The organism is Flavonifractor sp. An10 (assembly GCF_002161215.1).
Classification (GTDB): Bacteria; Bacillota; Clostridia; order Oscillospirales; family Oscillospiraceae; genus Flavonifractor; species Flavonifractor avistercoris.
This window is the reverse complement of sequence record NZ_NFMB01000001.1, coordinates 378,549-400,227: the sequence shown is the minus strand read 5'-3', so window position 1 is coordinate 400,227 and position 21,679 is coordinate 378,549. Positions and strand designations below refer to the sequence as shown.

21 protein-coding genes are annotated in these 21,679 nt (G+C 66.0%); 12 read left to right on the top strand and 9 right to left on the bottom strand.

What is annotated here, in order from left to right; all coding sequences use genetic code 11:
• Nucleotides 1–472 precede the first annotated feature (472 nt).
• From B5E42_RS19085 to B5E42_RS02015, 4 genes are all read right to left on the bottom strand, one after another.
• Nucleotides 473–634, bottom strand: coding sequence for a hypothetical protein (locus B5E42_RS19085; RefSeq protein WP_162613883.1), 162 nt, complete (start codon nt 632–634; stop codon nt 473–475).
• An 80-nt stretch (nt 635–714) separates the two neighbouring features.
• Nucleotides 715–1,509: an ABC transporter ATP-binding protein gene (locus tag B5E42_RS02025; protein WP_087236392.1), complete on the bottom strand. Its 795-nt coding sequence runs from the start codon at nt 1,507–1,509 to the stop codon at nt 715–717.
• Nucleotides 1,502–2,431, bottom strand: coding sequence for an ABC transporter permease (locus B5E42_RS02020; RefSeq protein WP_343214166.1), 930 nt, complete (start codon nt 2,429–2,431; stop codon nt 1,502–1,504). Before B5E42_RS02020 ends, B5E42_RS02025 begins: the two co-directional genes overlap by 8 nt.
• A 100-nt stretch (nt 2,432–2,531) precedes the next feature.
• The gene (locus B5E42_RS02015; protein ID WP_087236388.1) at nt 2,532–3,563 is read right to left on the bottom strand and encodes an ABC transporter substrate-binding protein; all 1,032 of its coding nucleotides are present in this window, start codon (nt 3,561–3,563) and stop codon (nt 2,532–2,534) included.
• A 232-nt stretch (nt 3,564–3,795) separates the two neighbouring features.
• On the opposite strand from B5E42_RS02015, the gene B5E42_RS02010 reads away from it, so the two are divergent.
• From B5E42_RS02010 to B5E42_RS01995, 4 genes are read left to right on the top strand one after another with little or no spacing between them, the layout of a single operon-like run.
• Entirely contained in the window at nt 3,796–4,530 is a 735-nt protein-coding gene (locus B5E42_RS02010) for a WecB/TagA/CpsF family glycosyltransferase (RefSeq protein WP_087236386.1), read from the top strand.
• Nucleotides 4,527–5,213: a thymidylate kinase gene (locus B5E42_RS02005; RefSeq protein WP_087236384.1), complete on the top strand. Its 687-nt coding sequence runs from the start codon at nt 4,527–4,529 to the stop codon at nt 5,211–5,213. The genes B5E42_RS02010 and B5E42_RS02005 overlap by 4 nt, the downstream gene beginning before the upstream one ends.
• 29 nt (nt 5,214–5,242) lie before the next feature.
• A complete protein-coding gene (locus B5E42_RS02000; protein WP_087236382.1) occupies nt 5,243–5,788 on the top strand; it encodes a DJ-1 family glyoxalase III in 546 nt (181 codons plus the stop codon).
• On the top strand, nt 5,766–6,368 hold the full coding sequence (locus B5E42_RS01995) for a 5-formyltetrahydrofolate cyclo-ligase (RefSeq protein WP_087236380.1): 603 nt from the start codon (nt 5,766–5,768) through the stop codon (nt 6,366–6,368). Before B5E42_RS02000 ends, B5E42_RS01995 begins: the two co-directional genes overlap by 23 nt.
• Before the next feature lie 36 nt (nt 6,369–6,404).
• On the opposite strand, the gene B5E42_RS19270 is transcribed toward B5E42_RS01995, so the two are convergent.
• A complete protein-coding gene (locus tag B5E42_RS19270; RefSeq protein WP_204244365.1) occupies nt 6,405–6,548 on the bottom strand; it encodes a hypothetical protein in 144 nt (47 codons plus the stop codon).
• A gap of 115 nt (nt 6,549–6,663) precedes the next feature.
• Here B5E42_RS19270 and mltG point away from each other — a divergent pair, with 115 nt between their 5' ends.
• Genes mltG through B5E42_RS01975 form a run of 4 tightly spaced genes read left to right on the top strand, consistent with a single transcriptional unit; the run spans nt 6,664 to nt 10,706 of the window.
• Entirely contained in the window at nt 6,664–7,854 is a 1,191-nt protein-coding gene (gene mltG / locus B5E42_RS01990) for an endolytic transglycosylase MltG (RefSeq protein WP_087236378.1), read from the top strand.
• Nucleotides 7,847–9,061 (top strand): U32 family peptidase, encoded by a 1,215-nt coding sequence (locus B5E42_RS01985; protein WP_087236376.1) that lies wholly within the window; start codon nt 7,847–7,849, stop codon nt 9,059–9,061. The genes mltG and B5E42_RS01985 overlap by 8 nt, the downstream gene beginning before the upstream one ends.
• A complete protein-coding gene (locus tag B5E42_RS01980; protein ID WP_087236374.1) occupies nt 9,058–10,170 on the top strand; it encodes an acyltransferase in 1,113 nt (370 codons plus the stop codon). The genes B5E42_RS01985 and B5E42_RS01980 overlap by 4 nt, the downstream gene beginning before the upstream one ends.
• Nucleotides 10,167–10,706: a DUF3795 domain-containing protein gene (locus tag B5E42_RS01975; protein WP_087236372.1), complete on the top strand. Its 540-nt coding sequence runs from the start codon at nt 10,167–10,169 to the stop codon at nt 10,704–10,706. Before B5E42_RS01980 ends, B5E42_RS01975 begins: the two co-directional genes overlap by 4 nt.
• A gap of 910 nt (nt 10,707–11,616) precedes the next feature.
• On the opposite strand, the gene sigK is transcribed toward B5E42_RS01975, so the two are convergent.
• On the bottom strand, nt 11,617–12,306 hold the full coding sequence (gene sigK, locus B5E42_RS01965; protein ID WP_087236370.1) for an RNA polymerase sporulation sigma factor SigK: 690 nt from the start codon (nt 12,304–12,306) through the stop codon (nt 11,617–11,619).
• A gap of 211 nt (nt 12,307–12,517) precedes the next feature.
• On the opposite strand from sigK, the gene vanG reads away from it, so the two are divergent.
• Genes vanG through vanT form a run of 4 tightly spaced genes read left to right on the top strand, consistent with a single transcriptional unit; the run spans nt 12,518 to nt 16,405 of the window.
• Nucleotides 12,518–13,570, top strand: a complete 1,053-nt coding sequence (gene vanG, locus B5E42_RS01960) for a D-alanine--D-serine ligase VanG (RefSeq protein ID WP_087236368.1) — start codon at nt 12,518–12,520, stop codon at nt 13,568–13,570.
• Nucleotides 13,567–14,292: a M15 family metallopeptidase gene (locus B5E42_RS01955; protein ID WP_087236366.1), complete on the top strand. Its 726-nt coding sequence runs from the start codon at nt 13,567–13,569 to the stop codon at nt 14,290–14,292. Before vanG ends, B5E42_RS01955 begins: the two co-directional genes overlap by 4 nt.
• Nucleotides 14,289–14,957, top strand: a complete 669-nt coding sequence (locus B5E42_RS19435; RefSeq protein WP_242966982.1) for an acyltransferase family protein — start codon at nt 14,289–14,291, stop codon at nt 14,955–14,957. Before B5E42_RS01955 ends, B5E42_RS19435 begins: the two co-directional genes overlap by 4 nt.
• A complete protein-coding gene (gene vanT / locus B5E42_RS01950) occupies nt 14,906–16,405 on the top strand; it encodes a serine racemase VanT catalytic subunit (protein ID WP_242966981.1) in 1,500 nt (499 codons plus the stop codon). The genes B5E42_RS19435 and vanT overlap by 52 nt, the downstream gene beginning before the upstream one ends.
• 304 nt (nt 16,406–16,709) lie before the next feature.
• On the opposite strand, the gene B5E42_RS01945 is transcribed toward vanT, so the two are convergent.
• From B5E42_RS01945 to B5E42_RS01935, 3 genes are all read right to left on the bottom strand, one after another.
• A complete protein-coding gene (locus B5E42_RS01945) occupies nt 16,710–18,272 on the bottom strand; it encodes a phosphodiester glycosidase family protein (RefSeq protein WP_087236364.1) in 1,563 nt (520 codons plus the stop codon).
• Nucleotides 18,273–18,471: 199 nt separating this feature from the next.
• Nucleotides 18,472–20,472, bottom strand: a complete 2,001-nt coding sequence (locus B5E42_RS01940; protein WP_087236362.1) for a YgiQ family radical SAM protein — start codon at nt 20,470–20,472, stop codon at nt 18,472–18,474.
• Nucleotides 20,469–21,647: a bifunctional histidine phosphatase family protein/GNAT family N-acetyltransferase gene (locus B5E42_RS01935; protein WP_087236360.1), complete on the bottom strand. Its 1,179-nt coding sequence runs from the start codon at nt 21,645–21,647 to the stop codon at nt 20,469–20,471. The genes B5E42_RS01940 and B5E42_RS01935 overlap by 4 nt, the downstream gene beginning before the upstream one ends.
• Nucleotides 21,648–21,679: the final 32 nt, after the last annotated feature.

The window sequence follows — 21,679 nt, the reverse complement described above, 5'->3', positions numbered from 1 at the left end:
CTGTCTATCCCCACGATCTCGATTACATCCCGATCCATTTCCCCTCGTTCCAGCATCTTTCATCACTCCCTCCTCCCTATTTTACCTCATACCTTAAGAAATAGCCCAGCTTTTACTGAACTTTTTCGAGAAAGAGCACATGGTGGGAGGGGTTCGTTTTCTTGCGAAAAAGTCACCCCTTCCGCCATGAGAAGTGTCATTTCCGAGGCACATGTCCCCGGAAATGACGGATTCTGATTTGATTCCTGCGGCTGCGGCCGCGGGAACTGTACGAGGCGCTCCTTCACGGGAGGTTTTTCGACAGCCTGAGGGGCGGGGCTAAAAGCCCCGCCCCTCTGTGGGTTCCCTTGTCTTTTCACATGCTCGGCGGAAGTGAATTCCGCCTGCGCCAAGGTTTTGCCTCCGGCAAAACGCTTGTACGGCGCAAGCGCCGCCCCATCTGCGATGGGGCCCCGTGGAGCAGCTGACCGCTTTATCCCAGCAGCAGCTTGTCGTCCGCCTCGTCCGACCCGCTGGCCTTGCTGAACAGGTTAAGCAGCTGCCTCCCACAGAGGGGCGGGGCTTTTGCCCCGCCCCTCTGTGGGTTCCCTTGTCTTTTCACATGCTCGGCGGAAGTGAATTCCGCCTGCGCCAAGGTTTTGCCTCCGGCAAAACGCTTGTACGGCGCAAGCGCCGCCCCATCTGCGATGGGGCCCCGTGGAGCAGCTGACCGCTTTATCCCAGCAGCAGCTTGTCGTCCGCCTCGTCCGACCCGCTGGCCTTGCTGAACAGGTTGAGCAGCTGCTCCACAGTCAGCTTCTTCTTCTCCTCGCCGGACACGTCCACGGCGATGCGGCCCTCATACATCATGATCAGGCGGTTGCCGTGGGCGATGGCGTCCCGCATGTTGTGAGTGATCATGAGGGTGGTGAGCTTGTCCCGCTGGACGATTTTCTCGGTGGTGTCCAGCACCTTGGCCGCCGTCTTGGGATCCAGGGCGGCGGTATGCTCGTCCAGCAGCAGCAGCTTGGGCTTCTTCAGGGTGGCCATCAGCAGGGTCAGGGCCTGCCGCTGGCCTCCGGAGAGCAGGCCTACCTTGCTGGTCAGCCGATCCTCCAGGCCCAGATCCAGGATCTTCAGCAGCTCCTTATACTGCTCCCGCTCGGCCCGGGTGATGCCGGGGCGGAGGGAGCGGCCCTGCCCCCGGCGGGCGGCCAGGGCCAGGTTCTCCTCGATCTGCATGGTGGCGGCGGTGCCCATCATGGGATCCTGGAACACCCGGCCGATGAACTTGGCCCGCTTGTGCTCGGGCAGGCGGGTCACATCCTGCCCGTCGATGGAGATGGTGCCGCTGTCCACCGGATAGACGCCGGCCACCAGGTTGAGCAGGGTGGACTTGCCCGCGCCGTTGCCGCCGATCACCGTCACGAAGTCCCCGTCGTTGAGGGTGAGGGACACGCCGTTCATGGCCCGCTTCTCGTTGATGGTGCCGGCGTTGAAGGTCTTGTAGATTTCCTTGATCTCAAGCATGGGTCTGCGCTCCTCTCTTGCCCGCCTTGCTGAAGTAGCGGGACTTCCAGTAGGGGATGGCCAGGAAGGCGGCCACGATCAGGGCGGTGACCAGCTTCATGTCGTCGGGGTTGAGGCCCAGCCAGATGACCACCTGGTACACCAGGTAGTACAGCACCGCGCCGATGGCCACGGCCAGCAGCTTCAGGCCGAAGTTGTGGAACACCTTGGAGAAGAGCACTTCACCGATGATCACGGCGGCCAGGCCGATGACGATGGCGCCCCGGCCCATGTTCACGTCGGCAAAGCCCTGATACTGGGCCAGCAGGGCGGAGGACAGGGCCACCAGGCCGTTGGAGAGCATCAGGCCCAGCACCTTGGACACGTTGGTGTTGATGCCCTGGGCCCGGGCCATGTTCTGGTTTGCGCCGGTGGCCCGCAGGGAGGAGCCCAGCTCCGTGCCGAAGAACCAGTAGAGCACGGCGATGATCACCACCACGAAGATGGCGCCGATGAAGATCGGGTTCTGGATGCTCAGCGCCCGCACGTCCCGGGAGGAGAGCAGCACGTCGTACTGTATAGAGTTGATGGGCCGGTTGGCCTGCCCCATGATGCGCAGGTTCACCGAATAGAGGGCCAGCTGGGTCAGGATGCCGGCCAGGATGGCGGGGATGCCGCACAGGGTGTGGAACAAGCCGGTGGCCAGGCCCGCCAGCAGGCCCGCCAGGAAGGCCCCCAGCAGGGCCGCCGGCCAGGGCAGGCCCGCCATGGTGAGCATGATATACACCGCGCCGCCGGTACACATGGTGCCGTCCACGGTCAGATCGGCCACATCCAGGATCTTATAGGTGATGTAGACCCCGATGGCCATGATGCCCCAGATAAGGCCCTGGGCCGCTACGCCCGGCAGGGCGTTGATCAGGTGCATGAAGTTCAAGTTCATTCCTCCTCAGCCCCCGTGAAGCGAGGGCTGTTTTTTTACGCCAAAACCAGCGGAAGGACAGAATCCTCCCGCTGGCTGTTGGTTCTGGTTGTGGGCCGGGTTACTCGGCCGCAATGGCCTCGTAGCCCTCCGGGGGCGTCAGGCCCAGGGCCTCGCAGTTGGCCGCGTTGTACTTGGGGGTGAAGTTGGGGGCGTAGGCGATCTCCATGGTGGCGGGATCGGCCCCGTTGACCAGGATCTCGTAGGCCATCTCGGCGGTCTGGCAGCCCAGATCATAGTAGCTGATGGTCAGGGTGGCCACGCCGCAGCCGGAGCAGATGCCCTCCTCGCCGGCGATGATGGGCACGCCCGCGGGCACCGCGATGTTGCCGATGAGCTCGGCGTTGGTGGCGGCGGTGTTGTCAGTGGGGATATAGAGCACGTCGCTCTCCGCGCAGGCGGTGGTGACCACGGCGGACAGGTCGTTGGAGTCGGAGAAGGCGTACTCCGTGCAGGTGTAGCCCATCTCCTCCAGATAGCCCTTCACGGTCTGCACCTGATAGTCGGAGTTGGGCTCGGCGGAGCAGTAGACCAGGCCCACGTTCTGGGCCTCGGGGAACCACTCCTGGAGCATGGCGGCCTGCTCATCCAGGGGGGCCAGGTCGGAGGTGCCGGACACGTTGATGCCGGTGGTGCCGTCGAAGCCGTCGATGCCCAGGGCCACGCCGTACTCGGTGATGGAGGTGCCCAGGATGGGGATGTCGCCGGTGGCGGCCACAGCCGCCTGGAGGGCGGTGGTGCCGTTGCACAGGATCAGATCCACGCCCTGGGACACAAAGTTGTTGATGATGGTGGTGCAGTTGGCCGCCTCACCGGAGGCGTTCTGCTCCTGGATCTCCACAGAGGTGCCCAGCTTCTCCTCCAGGGTCTCGATGAAGCCGCGGGTGGCCTCGTCCAGCGCCACGTGCTGCATCTGCTGGCAGATGCCCACCACGAAGGTCTCGCCCGCCGCGGCGGGGGACTCGGTACCGGCCGCGGGGGACTCGGTGCCAGAGGGCGTATCGGACGTGCCGGTGCCGCCGCCGCAGGCGGCCAGGCCAAGCGCCAGAATGCCGCTCAGGCCGAGAGCGGCCAGCCTAGATAGCTTTCTCATATTTGTCTCCTCCAATTCCTACTGCTCTTTAGCGATTTTAGTCGCTAAAGAAAGAACTTGTGCTCATTATACTCATCTGCGCGCCGCTTGTCAACGGGGAACTTCCCCATTCTTCACAGAATCTTCATTTTTCCCGTCCCCCTTTTCCCGGTTTTTTCATGGACTTTTTCGGAAGGATGTGATAGAATGGCCTCAAATTGTGGACAGAATTCCAATCGGAGGCAATGTCATTTTGAGGACAGATATTTTGGGCGTCGGCTTCGACGACCTGACCTTGGACGAGGCCGCTGAGGCCGGCGCCGCCCTGGTGGAGGACGGCGGCTTCCACTACGCGGTCACCCCCAATCCGGAGTTCCTGCTGGCCGCCCAGCACGATGAGCCCTTCCGGCAGGCCCTGCTGGGGGCGGATCTGGTGCTGGCCGACGGGGTGGGCGTGACCTACGCCGCGAAAATCCTGGGCCGTCCGCTCAAGGGCCGGGTGCCCGGCATTGAGTTCGCCCAGCGGCTGTTGGCCTGGATGGCCGCCCACGGCAAGCGGCTCTTCCTCCTGGGGGCCAAGCCCGGCGTGGCCGAGCTGGCCGCCGCCAATCTGAAGGCCGCATACCCGGGGCTGATCGTCTGCGGTACCCACGACGGGTATTTCCAGGAGGACGGCCCGGTGGTGAAGGCCATTCAGGAGTCGGCGGCCGACGTGGTGTTTGTGTGCCTGGGCGCCCCCAAGCAGGAGCTGTGGATGGTGCGCAACGGCCCCGCCGCCGGCGCCCGCCTGATGGTGGGCCTGGGCGGCTCCCTGGACGTGTTTGCCGGGGTGGTGGAGCGGGCCCCGGAGGGGCTCCAGAAGCTGGGGCTGGAGTGGCTCTACCGCCTGATGAAGGAACCCCGACGCATCGGCCGCATGGCCCGGCTGCCCCTGGTGCTCTTCCAGGCGGCAGGGGCGCGGCTCACCGGAGGGAGGGCGCGGGCTTGAAGGGCAGGCTGATTGTCTTTGAGGGCACCGACGGGTCGGGCAAGTCCACCCAGTTCCGGCTGCTCTGTGAGCGGATGGAGGCCGAGGGCCTCCCCTTCCAGCGGCTGATCTTCCCCCAGTACAGCGAGCCCTCCTCCGCCCTGATCCGCATGTACCTGGGCGGGGAGTTCGGCTCCCACCCCTCAGATGTGAACCCCTATGCGGCCTCCACCTTCTACGCAGTCGACCGCTACGCCTCGTGGAAGAAGGTGTGGGGAGGGTACTACCAGGACGGCGGGCTGGTGCTCTCCGACCGGTACACCACCTCCAACGCCGTCCACCAGGCCTGTAAGCTGCCGGAAGACCAGTGGGAGGGCTTCTTCCGCTGGCTCTTTGACTTTGAGTGCTCCAAGCTGGGCCTGCCCCTGCCCGATCTGGTGGTCTATCTGGACATGCCCACCGACCGGGCGGTGCACCTGCTCCGCAGCCGGGAGGCGGCCACCCACACCCACGGGGACATCCACGAGGTGGATACCGATTACCTGGCCCTGTGCCGCCGCACCGCCCTGCGGGCGGCGGAGTGCCTGGGCTGGGTCAGGATCCCCTGCGTGGACGGCGCGGGCGCCCTGCGCAGCGTGGAGGACATTCACCGTGAGATCTGGGGGCGGGTCGCCCCCGTTTTGGGAAAGAGCGAGAACACTTAATTTAAAAAAGGGAAAGGTGCTGTTGCAACATGGTAGCCATTCTGCTGGGAACGGGATTTGAGGAGAGCGAGGCCCTGGTGCCCGCCGATCTGCTGCGCCGGGCCGGCGTGGAGGTCTGTCTGGCGGGCATCGGCGGGACGCAGATCACCGGCGCCCACGGCATCACCGTCACCGCCGACTGCGCCCTGGAGGCGCTGAACGCCGACGCGCTGGACATGCTCATGCTCCCCGGCGGCCTGGGCGGCGTGGAGGCCATTCAGGGAGAGCTCCGCGCCCAGGCCCTGATCCAGCGCTGCTACGACGAGGGCTGCTGGCTGGCCGCCATCTGTGCCGCCCCCACCATCCTGGCCAATCTGGGCTTCCTCGACCGGCGGCGGGCTGTGTGCTACCCCGGCATGGAGGAGCTGATGGGCTCCGCCGTGGTGCAGAAGGGGACTCCCGTGGTGGTGGACGGCCACATCGTTACCGCCGAGGCCGTCGGCTCCGCCTTCCCCTTCGGCCTGAAGCTGGTGGAGGTGCTCAGGGGCGCCGACGCCGCCCGGAAGGTGGCCCATGACGTCCACTATCACGGCTGAGAAGGCCGCGCTGCGCCGCCGTGTCCGGGCGTATCTGGAGGACCTGTCCCCCAGGCAGCGCCGGGAGAGCGACGACGCCCTCTTCGCCCGCTTCCTCTCCCTGCCCCAGGTGGAGGCGGCGGACACCCTGCTGCTCTACCACGGCATGGGGGCGGAGCCGGACACCGCCCGTCTCTTCCCCGCCCTGTGGGCCAGGGGAAAGCGGCTCTGCCTGCCCCGGTGCCTGCCCGGCCATGGGATGGAGGCCCGGCTGATCCGGCCGGACAGCGTCCTGCTCCCCCACCGCTTCGGCATGCTGGAGCCGGGGGAGGACTGCCCCCCGGTAAACCGGGCGGACATCGGCCTGGCGCTGGTGCCCGGCCTGGCCTTCGACCGCTCCGGCGGACGCCTGGGCCAAGGGGGCGGGTACTACGACCGCTGGCTGGCCGGGTTTTCCGGCTTTACCGCCGCCCTGTGCCGCGCCCCGCTGTTGCTGGAGCGGCTCCCCGCGGAGGGGCATGATCTCCCGGTGGCCCTGGTGCTCACCGAGGAGGGGCTGTACGGCCCGTCCGCGCCTCTGACAGCGCAGAGCGGGGCCTGAGGCCCCGCTCCTGGCGCTCCACGGTACGTAACCGGCTCAGCAGCAGCCGTCGTTGCACCCGCAGTTGCTGCTGCAGCCGCAGCTGCTGCCGCTGCCGCCGCAGCAGCAGCAAATGATGATGAGAATCAGGATGATCCACAGGCAGCCGCTGCCGCCCCAGCCATTGTTGCCAAAGCACATGTTTGTTTCACCTCGCTTGCTTCATCTGGCCCATACTATGCGGCCGGATGCGGGGTGGTTCCCGTCTGGGTGCCGGCGCCTGTGAGAAGCCTTTTGTTTGATTGGAGTGGAACCCATGTCTCAGGAAGAATATCGGAACGAAGAACGCCGCCCCGCCCAGCACCGGAGCGCCGGCCACGGCGGGAAGCGGGTGGCCCCCTCCCATCCGGAGGGTGAGCGGCGCCCCGCCCCCCGCCGCCGGCGGAAAAAGCGCCTGGGCGCGTGGGGCGTGCTGCTCTATATCATTTTTGTGCTGGGCATCTCCGCCATTCTGGCGGGGGTGGGCTGGATGTGGGCCAACGACGTGCTGGCCCTGAACAAGGCCCCCCTCACCGCCACCGTGCAGGTCGAGGAGGGCGACACGGTGAGCGATGTGGCCGACAAGCTGAAGGAGGCCGGCCTCATCGAGTACAAGATGGTCTTCAAGATGTTCTGCGCCCTCACCCATGTCTCCGGCCAGGCCGGGGAGGAGGACGCCAAGATCACCCCGGGCACCTACCAGCTGGACACCGACATGGACTACCGGGCCCTGGTCTCCAGCATGGGCTCCTCCTCCGCCAGCCGGATGATCACCACGGTCACCATCCCCGAGGGCCAGACTGAGGCCCAGATCTTCCAGCTGCTGGAGGAGAAGGGGGTGTCCACCGTGGAGCAGCTGGAGGACACCGCCGCCAACTACGACTTCAACTTCTCCTTCCTCAAGGGGGTGCTGCCCCTGGGGGATGCCAAGCGGCTGGAGGGCTATCTGTTCCCTGACACCTACGAGTTCTATATGGGCGAGGATCCGGTGAGCGTGCTCAACAAGATGATCCTCCGCTTTGACGAGATCTTCACCGAGCAGATGCGCGCCGACATCCAGGCCTCCGGCCACACCATCAACGACGCGGTGATCATCGCCTCCATGATCGAGAAGGAGACCGACGGCCAGGATCAGGCCCAGATCGCCTCGGTCATCTACAACCGTCTGGACAACCCCACCAGCGAGACGGCGGGCTATCTGAACATCGACGCCACCATCCTCTACGCCACCGGCGGCACCGAGGTGGATCTCAACGCCGACACCCCCTACAACACCCGCACCCACACCGGCCTGCCCCCCACGGCCATTTCCTGCCCCGGCGTGGACGCCCTGCGGGCGGCGGTGTACCCGGACGACACCAACTACTACTTCTACGCCCTGGGCGACGACGGACTGCACCACTTCTTCCGCACCTATCAGGGCCAGCAGGACTTCATCGCAACCCAGGAGCGTTACCAGAATGGCTGAACACATTGAATTGCTCGCCCCCGCCGGGGACATGGAGCGGCTGCGCATGTCCCTGGCCTACGGTGCCGACGCGGTATATCTGGCGGGCACGGACTTCGGCATGCGCTCCTTTGCCGGCAACTTCACCCCGGAGGAGCTGAAACAGGCGGTGGCCCTGTGCCACAGCCGGGGCGTGGCCGTCCACGTCACCTGCAACACCATGCCCCGCAACGGGGAGATCGCCCGGATGCCGGAGTGGCTCTCCTACCTCCAGGAGCTGGGGGTGGACGCGGCCATCCTGGCCGACGTGGGGGTGCTCTCCCTGCTGAAAAAGCACGCCCCCAAGCTCAAGGCCCACATCTCCACCCAGGCCAGCGTCTCCAACTACCAGGCGGCCGCCGCCTGGTACGAGCTGGGGGCCAGCCGGGTGATCCTGGCCCGGGAGCTGTCCCTGGACGAGATCCGGGAGATCCGGGCCAAGGCCCCAAAAGAGCTGGAGCTCGAGGCCTTCGTCCACGGGGCCATGTGCGTCAGCTACTCGGGCCGCTGCCTGCTCTCCAACTATATGACGGGCCGGGACGCCAACCGGGGCGCCTGCGCCCAGCCCTGCCGCTATCAGTACGCCCTGGTGGAGGAGAAGCGCCCCGGCGAGTACTTCCCCATCGGGGAGGACGAGGGGGGCGCCTACATTCTCAACTCCCGTGACATGTGCATGATCGACCACATCCCGGAGCTCATCGACGCCGGGCTGGACTCCCTGAAGATCGAGGGGAGGGCCAAGTCGGCCTATTACGCCGCCGTGGTCACCGGCGCCTACCGCCACGCCATCGACGCCGCCCTGGCCGGACAGCCCCTGGAGCCGGTGTGGCGGGACGAGGTGGAGAAGGTGAGCCACCGGCCCTACTCCACCGGCTTCTACTTTGGGGAGCCGGGCCAGCACACCAGCCACTCCCGCTATGTCCGGGACTGGCAGATCATGGCGGTGGTCACCTCCTGCACCCCCGACGGGCTGGCCCTGTGCGAGCTGCGCAACAAGCTCTCCGCCGGGGACGAGCTGGAGCTTATGGGCCCCGGCCTGAAGCCGGTGCCCGTCACCGTGGAGGGTCTCACCGACGGGGACGGCCTGCCCATTCCGGAGGCCAGAAAGCCCCAGATGCCCTTCTACCTGAAGCTTCCCGTCCAGGCCCCGCCCCTGTCCCTGCTCCGGCGGAAGGCGGTGGGCCTGTGAGTGCCCCGGCCGCCCGCCGCCTGGACTGCGATCTGCTGCGGGTGCTGTCCATGCTGGGGGTGGTGTATCTCCACACCGCCTCCGGCGCCCTGCGTCAGTCCATCGGCTCCCTGTGGCACTTCTCCAATCTGGTCACCTCCCTGGCCACGGCGGCGGTGCCCCTGTTTTTCATGCTCTCCGGCGCCCTGCTGCTGAACCAGCCTCAGACCGCCTCCCTCCACACTCTGTTCCGGCGGCGGCTGCCCAAGCTGATGGTGCCCCTGCTGGCCTGGTCTGCCCTGGTGCTGCTCCTGATGGCCGCCATGGGAAGCCCCCAGGCCGCGCTGGAGCAGCTCACCTCCATACTGGGCACGCCGGTGCTCACCCCCTACTGGTTTCTGTATGCCCTGATCGTCATGTATCTGCTCTCCCCCCTGCTCCGGGAGCTGACGGTGCGCCTCAGCGACCGGCACTGGGACTACATGATGCTGCTGTGGTTCGTGTTCGTCCTGCTGCTCAACACCCTGCGGGATCTGGCCCCCGCCGGCCCCTGGAAGACCGCCTTCACCGTGTCCACCGTGTCCAACCTGAACTTTGTGGGGGGCTACCTGGGCTACTTCCCCCTGGGGGCCTGGCTGGCCCGGAAGCGGCCCCCCTCCCGCCCCGTCCTGTGGGCCGCGGCTGCGGTCAGCTACGCCGTCATCGCCGTGGGCACCTGGCGGGCCACCCTGGCCGCCGGCGCTTACAGTGAGGTGTATAAGAGCTATCTGCACATCTTCTGCGCCGTGCTGGCCTGCGCCCTGTTCCAGCTGGCCCGCTCCTACGCGGAGCACCGGCAGAGCGGCCGGGCGATCACCGCCCTGTCCGGCCTGTCCTTCGGCATCTACCTGGTTCACCCCCTGGCCATCGAGTTCTGGCAGAAGGTGTGGACTCGCTTCATCACCCCGGCGGTGGACACCATCCCCATCCAGCTGGGCTACTATCTGGCCATCCTGCTCAGCAGCCTGGCGGGCATCTGGGTGCTCACCTCCATCAAGCCCCTGTGCTGGGTGTTCACCGGCCAGAAGTTTTCCACCGCCTGCCGGGAGTGCAACCTGTTCGCCCTGCTGCGGAGAAAGGAACCGTCATGAGGAATTACCGGCGGAGCGACCCGGCGTTCTCCCTGTGCGGGCTGTGCTGCGCCCTGTGCCCCATGCACCGGATGGAGAGGGGCTGCCCCGGCTGCGGCGGCGGGGAGGGGCACCAGAGCTGCGCCGTCATCCGGTGCGCCCTGGCCCACGGCGGGCCGGAGTCCTGCGCCCTCTGCCCCGGCTACCCCTGCCCCCGGCTGAAAGAGGCCGCCCGCTTCGACTCCTTCGTGCCCCACCGAAACCAGCTGGAGCATTTGAACCGCTGGGCGGCGGCGCCGGAGGACTTTCGGGCGGAGCTGGCGGAGAAGAGCCGCCTGCTCACCCAACTGCTGGAGCACTACAACGATGGGCGGCGCAAGAGCTTCTTCTGCACCGCCGTCAACCTGCTCCCCGCCGGGGACACGGCGGGAGTGCTGGAACAGCTGAACGGCTCCCTCCCCCTGAAGGAGCGGGCCGCCCAGGCCGTCCGCCTGCTGAACGGGGCGGCGGAGGCCCGGGGCATCTCCCTCAAATTGAACAAAAAGCCGAAAAACTAGGGCTTGTTTGAAAAATAAAAGTTGCACAAAAGAAGCAGATATGCAAAGCTAGGGCTTGTTTGAAAGTTGGAGACATGCCCAGCGGCGAGGAATTTTGGGTCGCTGACAAGCAATTTTTTCGCAGGAATCCTGACGGATTTCAAGAAAAAATTGTGCCGTTCAGGGGACAAAAGGCCCGCCGATTGGGTATGTTGGCATTTTTCAAACAAGCCCTAATGCTGGCCTGGTTCTTTTTCAGCACCTGGGGCTTAAATTCCCTCTTCCGATCTCGGGGAACCGATACATCCACTTCACAAAGCTGGTACGCGGCGTCTTACTGCTGTGGCCGCTGCGGCTGTTGCCGGTGTCCTTATTCTTGTGTCATATTTGCTGTACGCCTGCTCGTCATCCAGCTCCGCCACCAAGCCATTCAATAGGGGACGGATACCGAGAATACAGAAGCGGCCCCAAGATCTGCGCCAGTTGCCCTACCCGCCATCTGTGTACCTGCTCCAAGGACTGTGTAAAGGCCATACAGAGGCATATCTGGAAGGCCTATGGGAATTGGCCGGCGACGCCCGCTATACCCTTCAATACCAGGAACTCTACAAGCGCCGGAAAGAGACCATTGAACGGGTCTTCGCAGACGCCAAGGAAAAACACGCCATGCGTTATACGCAGTACAGAGGCTTGGCCCAGGTTACAACTGGGTGAAGCTTAAATTTGTTGCCATGAACCTCAAAAAACCGGCCAATTGGCTATGGAGAAAGCTCTTTCCCTCCTTCCTATCCCTACTCCTCCATCTCTTTTATGCCAGAAACCCGGCCTACACATTCATGTAGACCGGATTTCTCGACACGCTGAGGCCATTAAAGGGCATTTTCAAGTCTCGGGAATTGCCGGGAGGGTTTAACTTTGCGGAAGCGCGCCCCTACGCTTCCATCGCCTCCTCCAACTTTTTCAGCGCCTTTTTCTCAATGCGGGATACATAAGACCGGGAGATGCCGCACTTGGCGGCGATTTCCCGCTGGGTCAGGGGTGGGCGGGCGTTGAGCCCGTATCGCAGGGTGATCACCATGGCCTCCCGCTCGTCCAGGCACTGGGCCACGCACCGGCGCACCTTGGCACAGGCATCCCTGGCATCCAGCTCCTCCAGCATATTGTCGTCCACGCTGATGGTGTCCAGAAGGGACAGGGAGTTCCCATCCCCGTCCCCGTCGATGGAGTCGGACAGGGACACCTCACCCTGGAGCTTCCGCTGGGAGCGGAAATACATCAGGATTTCATTCTCAATGCACCGGGAGGCGTAAGTAGCCAAGCGGACATTCTTATCCGGCTTGAAGGTGCTGATGCCCTTGATCAGGCCGATGGTGCCGATGGAAATCAGGTCGTCCTGGTCGCCGTTGGGGGTGTAATACTTTTTCATGATGTGCGCCACCAGGCGCAGGTTGTGCTCAATGAGGATGTTGCGGGCCTCCAGATCTCCCTGGGCCATGCGCTCCAGGTACATCCGCTCCTCCTCCGCCTTCAGGGGGCGGGGGAAGGAGCCGGTGACCCCGCCGGAGAGCCGCAGGGTGAAAAACAGGCTGTTGAGGGACAGGAAAATCCAGGCTGGGAACATAATGTCACACCTCCGCTTCCACTCTATTCCCGCCGCGTCTGTCCCTATGCGCCGCCCGGCGCCCGGTGCCGGCGGCTCCCGGCCCCGGAATTGTCAGATAATTTTAAGGTTTGTGTCAGAGGAATGTAAGCACACGGTCGCTTGAACGTCAGAAATGCCTGCTATACTTCCCATATACAAAAAAGCGCAAGCGCTTTGGGAGGTAATCAGTATGAAAAAGCGGAAGCTGGCCGTCCTGTTCGGCGGCTGTTCCTCGGAATACGACATTTCCCTCCAGTCCGCCCACGCGGTGCTCACCCACCTGGATCCGGAAAAATACGAGCCGGTGCCCCTGGGCATCACCCGGGACGGCCGGTGGTTCCTCTACCAGGGGCCCTTTGACGCCCTGCTGGACGACAGCTGGCACACCGATGAGCGGCATCTGGTTCCCGCCGTGATCTCCCCCGACCGGGGCGTCCATGGCCTGCTCCTCATCGCCCCCGCTGGCCCCTCCACCGTGTACCTGGACGCCGCCTTCCCGGTGCTCCACGGCAAAAACGGGGAGGACGGCACCGTCCAGGGCCTGCTGGAGCTGTCGGGCATCCCCATCGTGGGGTGCGGCGTGCTCCCCTCCGCCCTTTGCATGGACAAGGACGCGGCCCACCGCTTGGCCGCCGCCGCGGGGGTGGCGGTGCCCCCCTCCGCCCTGTTCCGGGCCGGGGAGGACATGGCCCTGCTGCCAGAACGCACGGCGGGGCTCACCTATCCCCTCTTTGTCAAGCCCGCCCGGGCGGGCTCCTCCTTCGGCATCTCCAAGGTGGACTCCCCCGAGGCTCTGTCCGCCGCCGTGGCCGCCGCCCTGGAGCACGACAGCAAGGTGGTGATCGAGGAGGCCGTCCCCGGCTTTGAGGTGGGCTGCGCCGTGCTGGGCAACGAGGAGCTCACCGTGGGGCTGGTGGACGAGATCCAGCTGTCCGGCGGGTTTTTCAACTTCACGGAGAAGTACAACCTGATCACCTCCGCCATCCACGTGCCCGCCCGCATCGCCCCAGAAAAGGCGGCGGAGATCCAGGAGACGGCGAAAACCCTCTACCGGGCCCTGGAGTGCCGGGGCTTCGCCCGGGTGGATCTGTTCCTCACCCCCGACGGGTGCGTCGTGTTCAACGAGATCAACACCATCCCCGGCTTCACCGCCCACAGCCGCTACCCCAGCATGATGAAGGGGGTCGGCCTGGACTTCCCCCAGCTGCTGGACAAGCTGATCGGACTGGCGGTGGGCGCATGAGGGGCACCCTGTATCTGGTGAACCGGGCCCACCCCCTGGCCGGGGAGCCGGAGGCGGAGGCCCTGGTGCCCGTGGACGACAGCCATCCCCGGATCAGGCTCCACGCCAGGGCCAAGACTATGTTGGAGCAACTGCTCACCGCCGTGGGCGGCAGGGGGGCCATCGTACCGGTGAGCGGCTACCGACCACGCTCCGAGCAGCAGGCCATCTGGGACGACTCCCTGGCGGAGCACGGACAGAAATTCACCGAGACCTATGTGGCCATGCCCGGGTGCAGCGAGCACCAGACCGGCCTGGCTATCGACCTGGGGGAAAACCGGCCGGACATCGACTTTCTCTGCCCCGCCTTCCCCGATGACGGCCCCTGCGGGGAACTGCGCCGCCGGGCCGCCGACTACGGCTTTGTCCTCCGCTATCCTGAGGGCAAGGAGGCCGTCACCGGCATCGGCCACGAGCCGTGGCACTTCCGCTATGTGGGCTGGCCCCACGCTAGGCTGATGGAGGAGCGGGGCCTGGTGCTGGAGGAATATCTGTCGTGGCTCCACGAATTTCCCCTGGGGGCGGAGCCCCTGCGGTATCAGGGGCTGGGCCGGCAGTTTGAGATCAGCTATGTGCCCGCAGAGCAGGCGGCGGAGCTGGAGTTCCCTGCCAATCTCCCCTGCCAGACATCCGACACCAACGAGGGCGGCGTGGTGCTGACGGTGTGGAGGGACGCGGGATGAGGGGAAACACACTGGGGGGCTTCGACCGCTTCCGCCTCCCCGCCGCCCTGCTGGTGGCAGCCATCCACACCGGCCCTCTGCTGTCGGTGAGCCCCTTGGCCAACGACCTGCTCACCGATATCTGGGGGCGGATTGCCGTCCCCTTCTTCTTCGCCGTCAGCGGCTGGTTCCTGGTGCCCCGCCTCCGGCGGGAGGGGGTTGCGGCTCTGGGGCCCTTTCTGAAAAAGGCCCTGCTGCTCTATCTCCTGTCCGCCCTGCTCTACCTGCCTCTGAACCTCTATAACCACACCCTTCAGGACAGCGGGGCCGCCCTGCTGCGGGACATCTTCTTCAACGGCACCTTCTATCACCTGTGGTACTTCCCCGCACTGGCCCTGGGGGCCTGCATCGTCTGGGCCCTGGTACGGGGGCTGGGGAGATGGGCCTGGCTGCCCGCGGTGCTGCTGTATCTGATCGGCCTGCTGGGGGACAGCTGGTACGGCCTCACCGCCGCGCTGCCGCCGGTACGTGCCGCCTATGAGGCCATGTTCCTCTGCTTCGACTACACCCGCAACGGCCTGTTCTCCACCCCCATCTTCCTGCTGCTGGGCTGGCTGGCCGGGCGGCCCGGCGGGTGGGGGCCGGGCGGTACGGGGCCGGTCTGCTGGCCTCCCTGGTTCTGCTGACGACGGAGGGCCTGCTGGTCAAGCACTTCGCCCTGGCCCGGTTCGACGCTCTCTACCTCACCCTCCCCCTGTGCGTGGGCTTTCTGCTCCTGTGGCTGGCCGCCCTGGAGCTGCCCGCCGCCCCTGCCCTCCGGGGGTGGACAGCGGCCATCTACGTGCTCCACCCCTGGTGTATTGTGCTGGTGCGGGGCGGGGCGCGGGTGGTGGGCCTCACCGGGCTGCTGGTGGACAACAGCCTGGGCCACTATGGGGCGGTGGTACTCCTGTCCGCCCTGCTGGCCCTCCCCTTCGCCTTCCTCCGTCCCGCCAGGGCTGACCCCAGGGGGCGGGCGTGGATTGAGGTGGACGCCGCCGCCCTACGGCACAACCTGTCCGCCCTCTCCGCCCTGCTGCCGGAAGGCGGGAAGCTCATGCCGGTGGTGAAGGCCAACGCCTACGGCCACGGGGATCTGGCGGTGGCCCGCATCTGCGCCGGTGAGGGCGTCCGCGCCTTCGCCGTAGCCACCGCCGCCGAGGGGGCGCGCCTGCGGCGGGGCGGCGTCCGGGGTACCATCCTGGTGCTGGGCTGCACCGGCCCCGGAGAGGTTCCCCTGCTGGCCCGGTACTGCCTGACCCAGGCGGTGGTCAGCGCCGACCACGCCCGGGCCCTGGACGCCCAGGGCCGCCGGATCGCGGTGCACCTGAAAATCGACACCGGCCTGCACCGGCTGGGCATCCCCTGGGACGATGTGGAGGGCCTGGTTGCCCCCTTTGCCTGTAAAAACCTGAAGGTCACCGGCGTATTCACCCACCTGTCCGACGCGGAGGCGCTGGACGAGGCCAGCCGGGCCCGCACCCTGGAGCAGCTCCGCCGCCTGCAGCGCGCGGTGGACGGCCTGCGCAAGGCCGGGTTTGACCCGGGGGCGATCCACTTTCAGGGCAGCTACGGCCTGCTCAACTATGCCGACAGCCTGCCCTGCGATTTCGCCCGGCCGGGCATCGCCCTCTACGGGGTGCTCAGCTCTCCCGACCACCGCACCCGCTCGGCGGTTGACCTGCGGCCCGTCCTCTCCCTCCGGGCCCGGGTGACCCAGCTCCACCGTCTGGAGGCCGGGGAGGCGGCGGGGTACGACGGGGCCTTTACCGCCCGGCGGCCCACGGTGCTGGCCGCCCTGTCCATCGGCTACGCCGACGGCTGGCCCCGGAGCCTGTCCAACGGGGCGGGACAGGTGTTGATTCACGGCCAGGCCGCCCCGGTGGCCGGGCTGGTGTGCATGGATCAGCTCCTGGTGGACGTGACGGATATCGACGGGGTCTCCCCCGGCGACACCGCCACCCTCATCGGCCGGGACGGGGCGGCGGAGCTCACTGCCGGGCAGGCCGCCCGGGCCGCCGGCACGATCACCAACGAGCTGCTCTCCCGTCTTGGGCCCCGCCTGCCCCGGCTGGTGACGGATGACACGCCATAACAAAACGAGGGCCGGAAGCAGATGCTTCCGGCCCTCAGCCTGTCGAAAAAGTCTTTTCGACAGGCTGCTGAACTTTTTGAACCTTCAAAAAGTTTCAAAAAGTTGTTTGATCCAACGCGAAAGGGAACCCTGACGGTTCATCTCCGCGCCAAGTGCCGCCGCATTGCGGCGGTTGCGCTTCGAAACGCCCTGCGGGGCAGCCTTTCACACTATCCTTCCCTCCGAATCCTTTGACAAGAGGGTTTATCGACAGTCTCAAGAGAGGGCCGGAAGCATCTGCTTCCGGCCCTCTCTCATAACGTTTTTACTCGCTGACAAAGACCTGCAGGGTGGTGGTGAGCTGCCGGCCGGGGCTGGCAAGGGTCTGGCCCTTGTAGTACATGGCAGTGGAGCCGCCGCCGTCCAGGCAGAAGGCGTCCACACAGCCCAGCTGGCTCATCAGCTCCCGCATCTGCTGGATGGTGCCGGAGGAGACGCTGACCAGCACCAGCTTGTTGTCCGCGGTGGCGCCCACGGCCGTGCGGGGGGCGGAGCCGTTGACGCTGAACCGGCCGCTGGTGTCGTTGGCGAACAGGGACTCCATCTGGCTCACCACGGCGCCGTCCTTGATCAGGATGGGGCCGCCGGAGACGATGCTCTGCACGCCCTCCAGCTCAAAGCCCTCGGAGTCGGCGTTGGCGAACAGGTAGGGCTCGATGGTCACCGCGCGGCCCATCTCCGGGATCTGGTACCAGGCGGTGGAGGTGACCTCGTTGCTGGAATAGAGCACGAAGCCGTTGGCGGGGATGGTGATGGTCTCACCGCTGGCCACGGTGCGGTAGTTGGTGGTGACGCCGTTCTCCACCACCAGCACGGCGCCGGGGTAGGTCACCGGGAAGGAGGCGCCCCAGGCGGGGGTATAGAGCACCGACTGATTGGCGAACTGGGAGAGCACATTGCACTCATAGCCCGACCACTCCTGGGCCTTGCCGCCGTCGGTGGTCTTGACCCGGAAGAACATGGCCGGCCGGCCGAAGGTCATCTTGTTGTCGGCGGTGATGCCCAGGGAGTTGAGCCCGGTGGAGCCGTAGAGGAACTGGCCGTTCACCATCACGTGGCCGATGGGATCCTTGATGGCATTGTAGGACTGGAAGTAGTTGGCGTTGATCACCGCCACCGCGCCGGAGGCGGCGCAGATGTCGGAGAAGGCGCGGGTGTTGTTCAGCTTGTTGTCGGGCAGGGCCGCCTTGACGCTCACCCGGGGATCACTCATGTTGACGGTGATCACCTTGGCGCTCACCGTGCCGGAGGGCAGGGCATAACTCTGCTGGGTGAGGGTGGTGGGCTCCGCCTTGGGGGTGGTCTTTTCGATGAGGGTCTTGACCTGGGACAGGCTGGTGAGGGCGCTGGCGTCCACGTCGCCGTCGGCCACCACCACGATCTGATTGGTGGGCTCGTACTGCACGGTCAGGCCCAGGCTCTCGCTGACGAAGCGCACCGGAACAAAGGTGCGGCTGTTCATGGCCTTGGCGGGCACGTCCAGGGTGACGCTCTCGCCGTTGACCAGGGCGGTGGTGGTATTCAGGGTCAGCTCCACCTCGATGCCGTTGAGGCTGCACAGCACGCCGTTGGTCTCGGGCACCCAGGTGGCGCTGCCGCCGAAGGCCTCCAGGATCCGGGCGATGGGCACCAGGGTGCGGCCGCTCTCCGCCACCGGCACCACCTTGTCGTTGGCGGTGTCAATGGTGGTGGTCTCGCTGCCGATGACGCACCAGGGGCTGTTGATCTTCAGGGCCACCACCTGGGTGGGGGACGCGGCCAGGGCGGCGGGGGCCAGGGAGATCAGCAAAGCAAGGGACAGAAGCAGGGACAGGATTCGCTTTTTCATGGCACTCTTCCTTTCTTCCTCCTCAGTTTGAGGGTTTCCGCCTTCCGGGCGGGGAGGGTTTGCTCTGTGTCCTGCGGTTGGTATTTAGTCTACTACATATTGGAAGCCAAAGCAATATGCAGGCAGCATACTCCCCGGCCTTTTGGCTGCAAATCGGGCCCCGGCCGAGTTATCGGCCGGGGCCCTGCTGTCCGCCGGATTACCGCCAGCCCTTTCCCTTCCTGGGCCTGGCGTTTTTCTTGGGCTTGGCCGCCGCCCAGCCCGCCTTTTTGGCCGGGCGCTGGCGGGGCTTTTCCGCAGCCCTGGCCTGGCCGGAGGCCGGCTTCCCTTTGGAGGCCGCCCGTCCGGCGCCCTGCTTCCCCCTGGCGGGGGCGTGCCGCGCAGCCTGCTCTCCCGCCCCGGCGGGCTTGGTGGGCCGGAGCAGGCAGCCCTTGCCATAGCCGATCAGATCCTCCCGGTGGGCCCGGTGAAGGGCCTCCCGCACCAGGGGGCGCTTCTCCGGCCGCTTCCACTGCATCAGGGCCCGCTGCATGGCCTTCTCGTGGGGATCTTTGGGGACGTACACCGGCTGCATGGTGCGGGGGTCGATGCCGGTGTAGTACATGCAGGTGGACAGGGTGCCCGGCGTGGGGTAGAAGTCCTGCACCTGCTCCGGCTGGCGGCCGGACTTGTTGAGCCACTCGGCCAGGCGGATGGCGTCGTCCAGAGTGCAGCCCGGGTGGGAGGACATGAGGTAGGGCACCAGATACTGCTCCTTGCCGTACTTCTGGTTGAGCCGCTCGTACTTCTGCCGGAACTTCTCATACACAGCGATGTGGGGCTTGCCCATATAGTCCAGCACGCCGTCCACGCAGTGCTCCGGCGCCACCTTCAGCTGGCCGGACACGTGGTACTTCACCAGCTCGGCGAAGAACTCCCCGCTGGGGTCCTTCAGCATGTAGTCAAACCGGATGCCGGAGCGGATGAATACCTTCTTCACCCCCGGCACCGCCCGGATTTTCCGCAGCAGCATCAGGTAATCGGTGTGGTCGGCGTCCAGGTTGGGGCAGGGCTCGGGAGCCAGGCAGGCCCGGTTCCGGCACAGCCCCGCCTTCATCTGCTTCCTGCAGGCGGGCCGGCGGAAGTTGGCGGTGGGGCCGCCCACGTCGTGGATATATCCCTTGAAGCCGGGGTGCTTCGTCAGGGCCTCCACCTCCCGCAGTACGCTCTCGTGGCTGCGGGAGGAGATGATCCGCCCCTGGTGGAAGGCCAGGGAGCAGAAATTGCACGCCCCGAAGCACCCCCGGTTGTGGGCCACGGAGAAGCGCACCTCCTCGATGGCGGGTACGCCCCCCATCTGGTCGTACATGGGATGGGGCTCCCGCACGTAGGGCAGCTCCGCCACAAAATCCAGCTCGGCGGTGGTCAGGGGCATGGCCGGCGGGTTGACGATGAGCAGCCGGTCGCCGTGGCGCTGGAGGATGGCCCTCCCCCGGATGGGGTCGTGCTCCTCGTACTGGATCTGGTTGGCCTGGGCATAGGAGCGCTTGTCGGTGGACACCTCCTCGAAGGAGGGGCACTCCACCTTGGGATAGGCGCAGGCGGAGGGATCTTTGGCGATAAAGGCAGTTCCCTTTACATCGGTGATCTCCCCGATGGGGGTGCCGGAGGCCAGACGGGCGGCGATCTCCCGGGTGGCGGTCTCCCCCATGCCGTAGACCAGCAGGTCTGCCTGGCTGTCAAAGAGCACCGCCCGGCGCACCTTGTCCTCCCAGTAGTCGTAATGGGCAAAGCGGCGCAGGGACGCCTCCAGCCCGCCGATGATCAGCGGGATGTCCCCAAAGGCCTCCCGCACCTTGTTGGCGTAGACGATCACCGCCCGGTCTGGCCGCAGGCCGGCCCTGTTTCCCGGGGAATAGGCGTCGTCATGGCGGCGCTTCTTGGCCACGGTATAGTGGGCCACCATGGAGTCGATATTGCCGCTGGACAGCATGACGCCCAGCCGGGGACGGCCAAGGGCCGTAAAGGAGCTGGCCTTGCGCCAGTCCGGCTGGGCCAGGATGGCCACCCGGTAGCCCTCCGCCTCCAGCACCCGGGAGATAATGGCCGGGCCGAAGGAGGGGTGATCCACATAGGCGTCGCCGGTGATGATCAAAAAGTCATAGCTGTCCCAGCCCCGCGCCTCCATATCCGCGACGCTGACGGGTAAAAACTGATTCATAGGTTCATCCAATCTTCTTTTACGGTATATCCGATGTCCTTCTCCAGGATGTCCAGGGGCACCCGGCTGCCCTGGGCCTCCCCCACCTTGACGAAGCCGTACTTCTGATAGAAGCGCTGGGCCCGCAGGTTGTCCGGGGCGCAGCGCAGGCGCAGGCGGGTGCGGCCCAGGGGGCGGAAGGCGGACACCGCCTGGCCCAGCAGCTGCACCCCCAGACCCTGGCAGCGCAGCTGGGGCATCATGTAGAAAAAGGGTATGTAGCCCACGCCCTGGTCGGCGTCCCGCTCCAGATCCAGGTGGAGGATGCCGGCGGGCTCGTCCCGGCGCATGGCCCACATGACCGCTTTGTGGGGATCCTGCTTCCAGCAGCGCAGGGCGTCCTTCACGAAGCCGTCCCCGTCGAAGGGCACCGACGTGCCATGGATGTTCTGCCATGCCTCGTGGCGGGCGGCCCGGAAGCGCTCCGCCTCCTTCTTCATGTTCAGGGGGCGGAACCACAGGTTGGCGTCGCCGCCGCCCCCGTCCCGCTCCTTCCACCACTTCTGCCGGGCCAGGGTGGAGATCTCCTCCGGCAGGTGGGAGTTGTCGTTTTCAAAGACGATGCGGGCCTTTTCCCCCTGGATCTCCAGGCAGGTCACCGCCGTGTTGTCGCTGTGGCCCAGGCCGTCCATCTCGCCGGGGCCCAGCCCGCGGATGGCGGCCTGGAGGCAGCGGATGGCGGTGCCGTGGGAGAACAGGGCAATGGTCTGGCCCGGGTGGGCGGCGGCCAGCCGGAACACCGTCTCCCTGATCCGGGCCTGCACCTGGGCAAAGGTCTCCCCGCCCCGCACCCTGAACTCCGGGGAGCAGTGGTTGAAGCGGATCAGGTTCAGGGCGTCCTCCCGCTCCAGCGCGCCCCAGGGCTTGTCCTCCCACACCCCCACGCCGATCTCCCGCAGGCCCGGGGTGGTGTGGAGCTCCAGGCCGTGGCCCGGGTAGATGGCCCGGGCGGTGGTCATGGTGCGGAACAGGTCGCTGGAGTACACCGCGTCGATGGGCACATCGGCAAAGCGGCCCCGCAGGGCCGCGATCTGCCGGTAGCCGTTCTCGGTGATCAGGCTGTCGTACCAGCCGTGGACACGGCGGTACAGGTTCCCCTCCGCCTCCGCGTGGCGGATCAGATAAACGGTTGTCATTGCTCTGCTGCACCTCTGCATCTGAAATCCAT

Bases quoted from the DNA above. Each gene is read 5' to 3' on its own strand.
- B5E42_RS01955 (WP_087236366.1), top strand. From the start codon at position 13,567: ATGAGGGGCACCCTGTATCTGGTGAACCGGGCCCACCCCCTGGCCGGG.
- B5E42_RS02015 (WP_087236388.1), bottom strand. From the start codon at position 3,563: ATGAGAAAGCTATCTAGGCTGGCCGCTCTCGGCCTGAGCGGCATTCTG.
- B5E42_RS02020 (WP_343214166.1), bottom strand. From the start codon at position 2,431: ATGAACTTGAACTTCATGCACCTGATCAACGCCCTGCCGGGCGTAGCG.
- mltG (WP_087236378.1), top strand. From the start codon at position 6,664: ATGTCTCAGGAAGAATATCGGAACGAAGAACGCCGCCCCGCCCAGCAC.
- B5E42_RS02025 (WP_087236392.1), bottom strand. From the start codon at position 1,509: ATGCTTGAGATCAAGGAAATCTACAAGACCTTCAACGCCGGCACCATC.
- B5E42_RS01935 (WP_087236360.1), bottom strand. From the start codon at position 21,647: ATGACAACCGTTTATCTGATCCGCCACGCGGAGGCGGAGGGGAACCTG.
- B5E42_RS01940 (WP_087236362.1), bottom strand. From the start codon at position 20,472: ATGAATCAGTTTTTACCCGTCAGCGTCGCGGATATGGAGGCGCGGGGC.
- B5E42_RS19435 (WP_242966982.1), top strand. From the start codon at position 14,289: ATGAGGGGAAACACACTGGGGGGCTTCGACCGCTTCCGCCTCCCCGCC.
- B5E42_RS01985 (WP_087236376.1), top strand. From the start codon at position 7,847: ATGGCTGAACACATTGAATTGCTCGCCCCCGCCGGGGACATGGAGCGG.
- vanG (WP_087236368.1), top strand. From the start codon at position 12,518: ATGAAAAAGCGGAAGCTGGCCGTCCTGTTCGGCGGCTGTTCCTCGGAA.
- B5E42_RS01945 (WP_087236364.1), bottom strand. From the start codon at position 18,272: ATGAAAAAGCGAATCCTGTCCCTGCTTCTGTCCCTTGCTTTGCTGATC.
- B5E42_RS01995 (WP_087236380.1), top strand. From the start codon at position 5,766: ATGACGTCCACTATCACGGCTGAGAAGGCCGCGCTGCGCCGCCGTGTC.
- B5E42_RS01975 (WP_087236372.1), top strand. From the start codon at position 10,167: ATGAGGAATTACCGGCGGAGCGACCCGGCGTTCTCCCTGTGCGGGCTG.
- B5E42_RS02000 (WP_087236382.1), top strand. From the start codon at position 5,243: ATGGTAGCCATTCTGCTGGGAACGGGATTTGAGGAGAGCGAGGCCCTG.
- sigK (WP_087236370.1), bottom strand. From the start codon at position 12,306: ATGTTCCCAGCCTGGATTTTCCTGTCCCTCAACAGCCTGTTTTTCACC.
- B5E42_RS19270 (WP_204244365.1), bottom strand. From the start codon at position 6,548: ATGTGCTTTGGCAACAATGGCTGGGGCGGCAGCGGCTGCCTGTGGATC.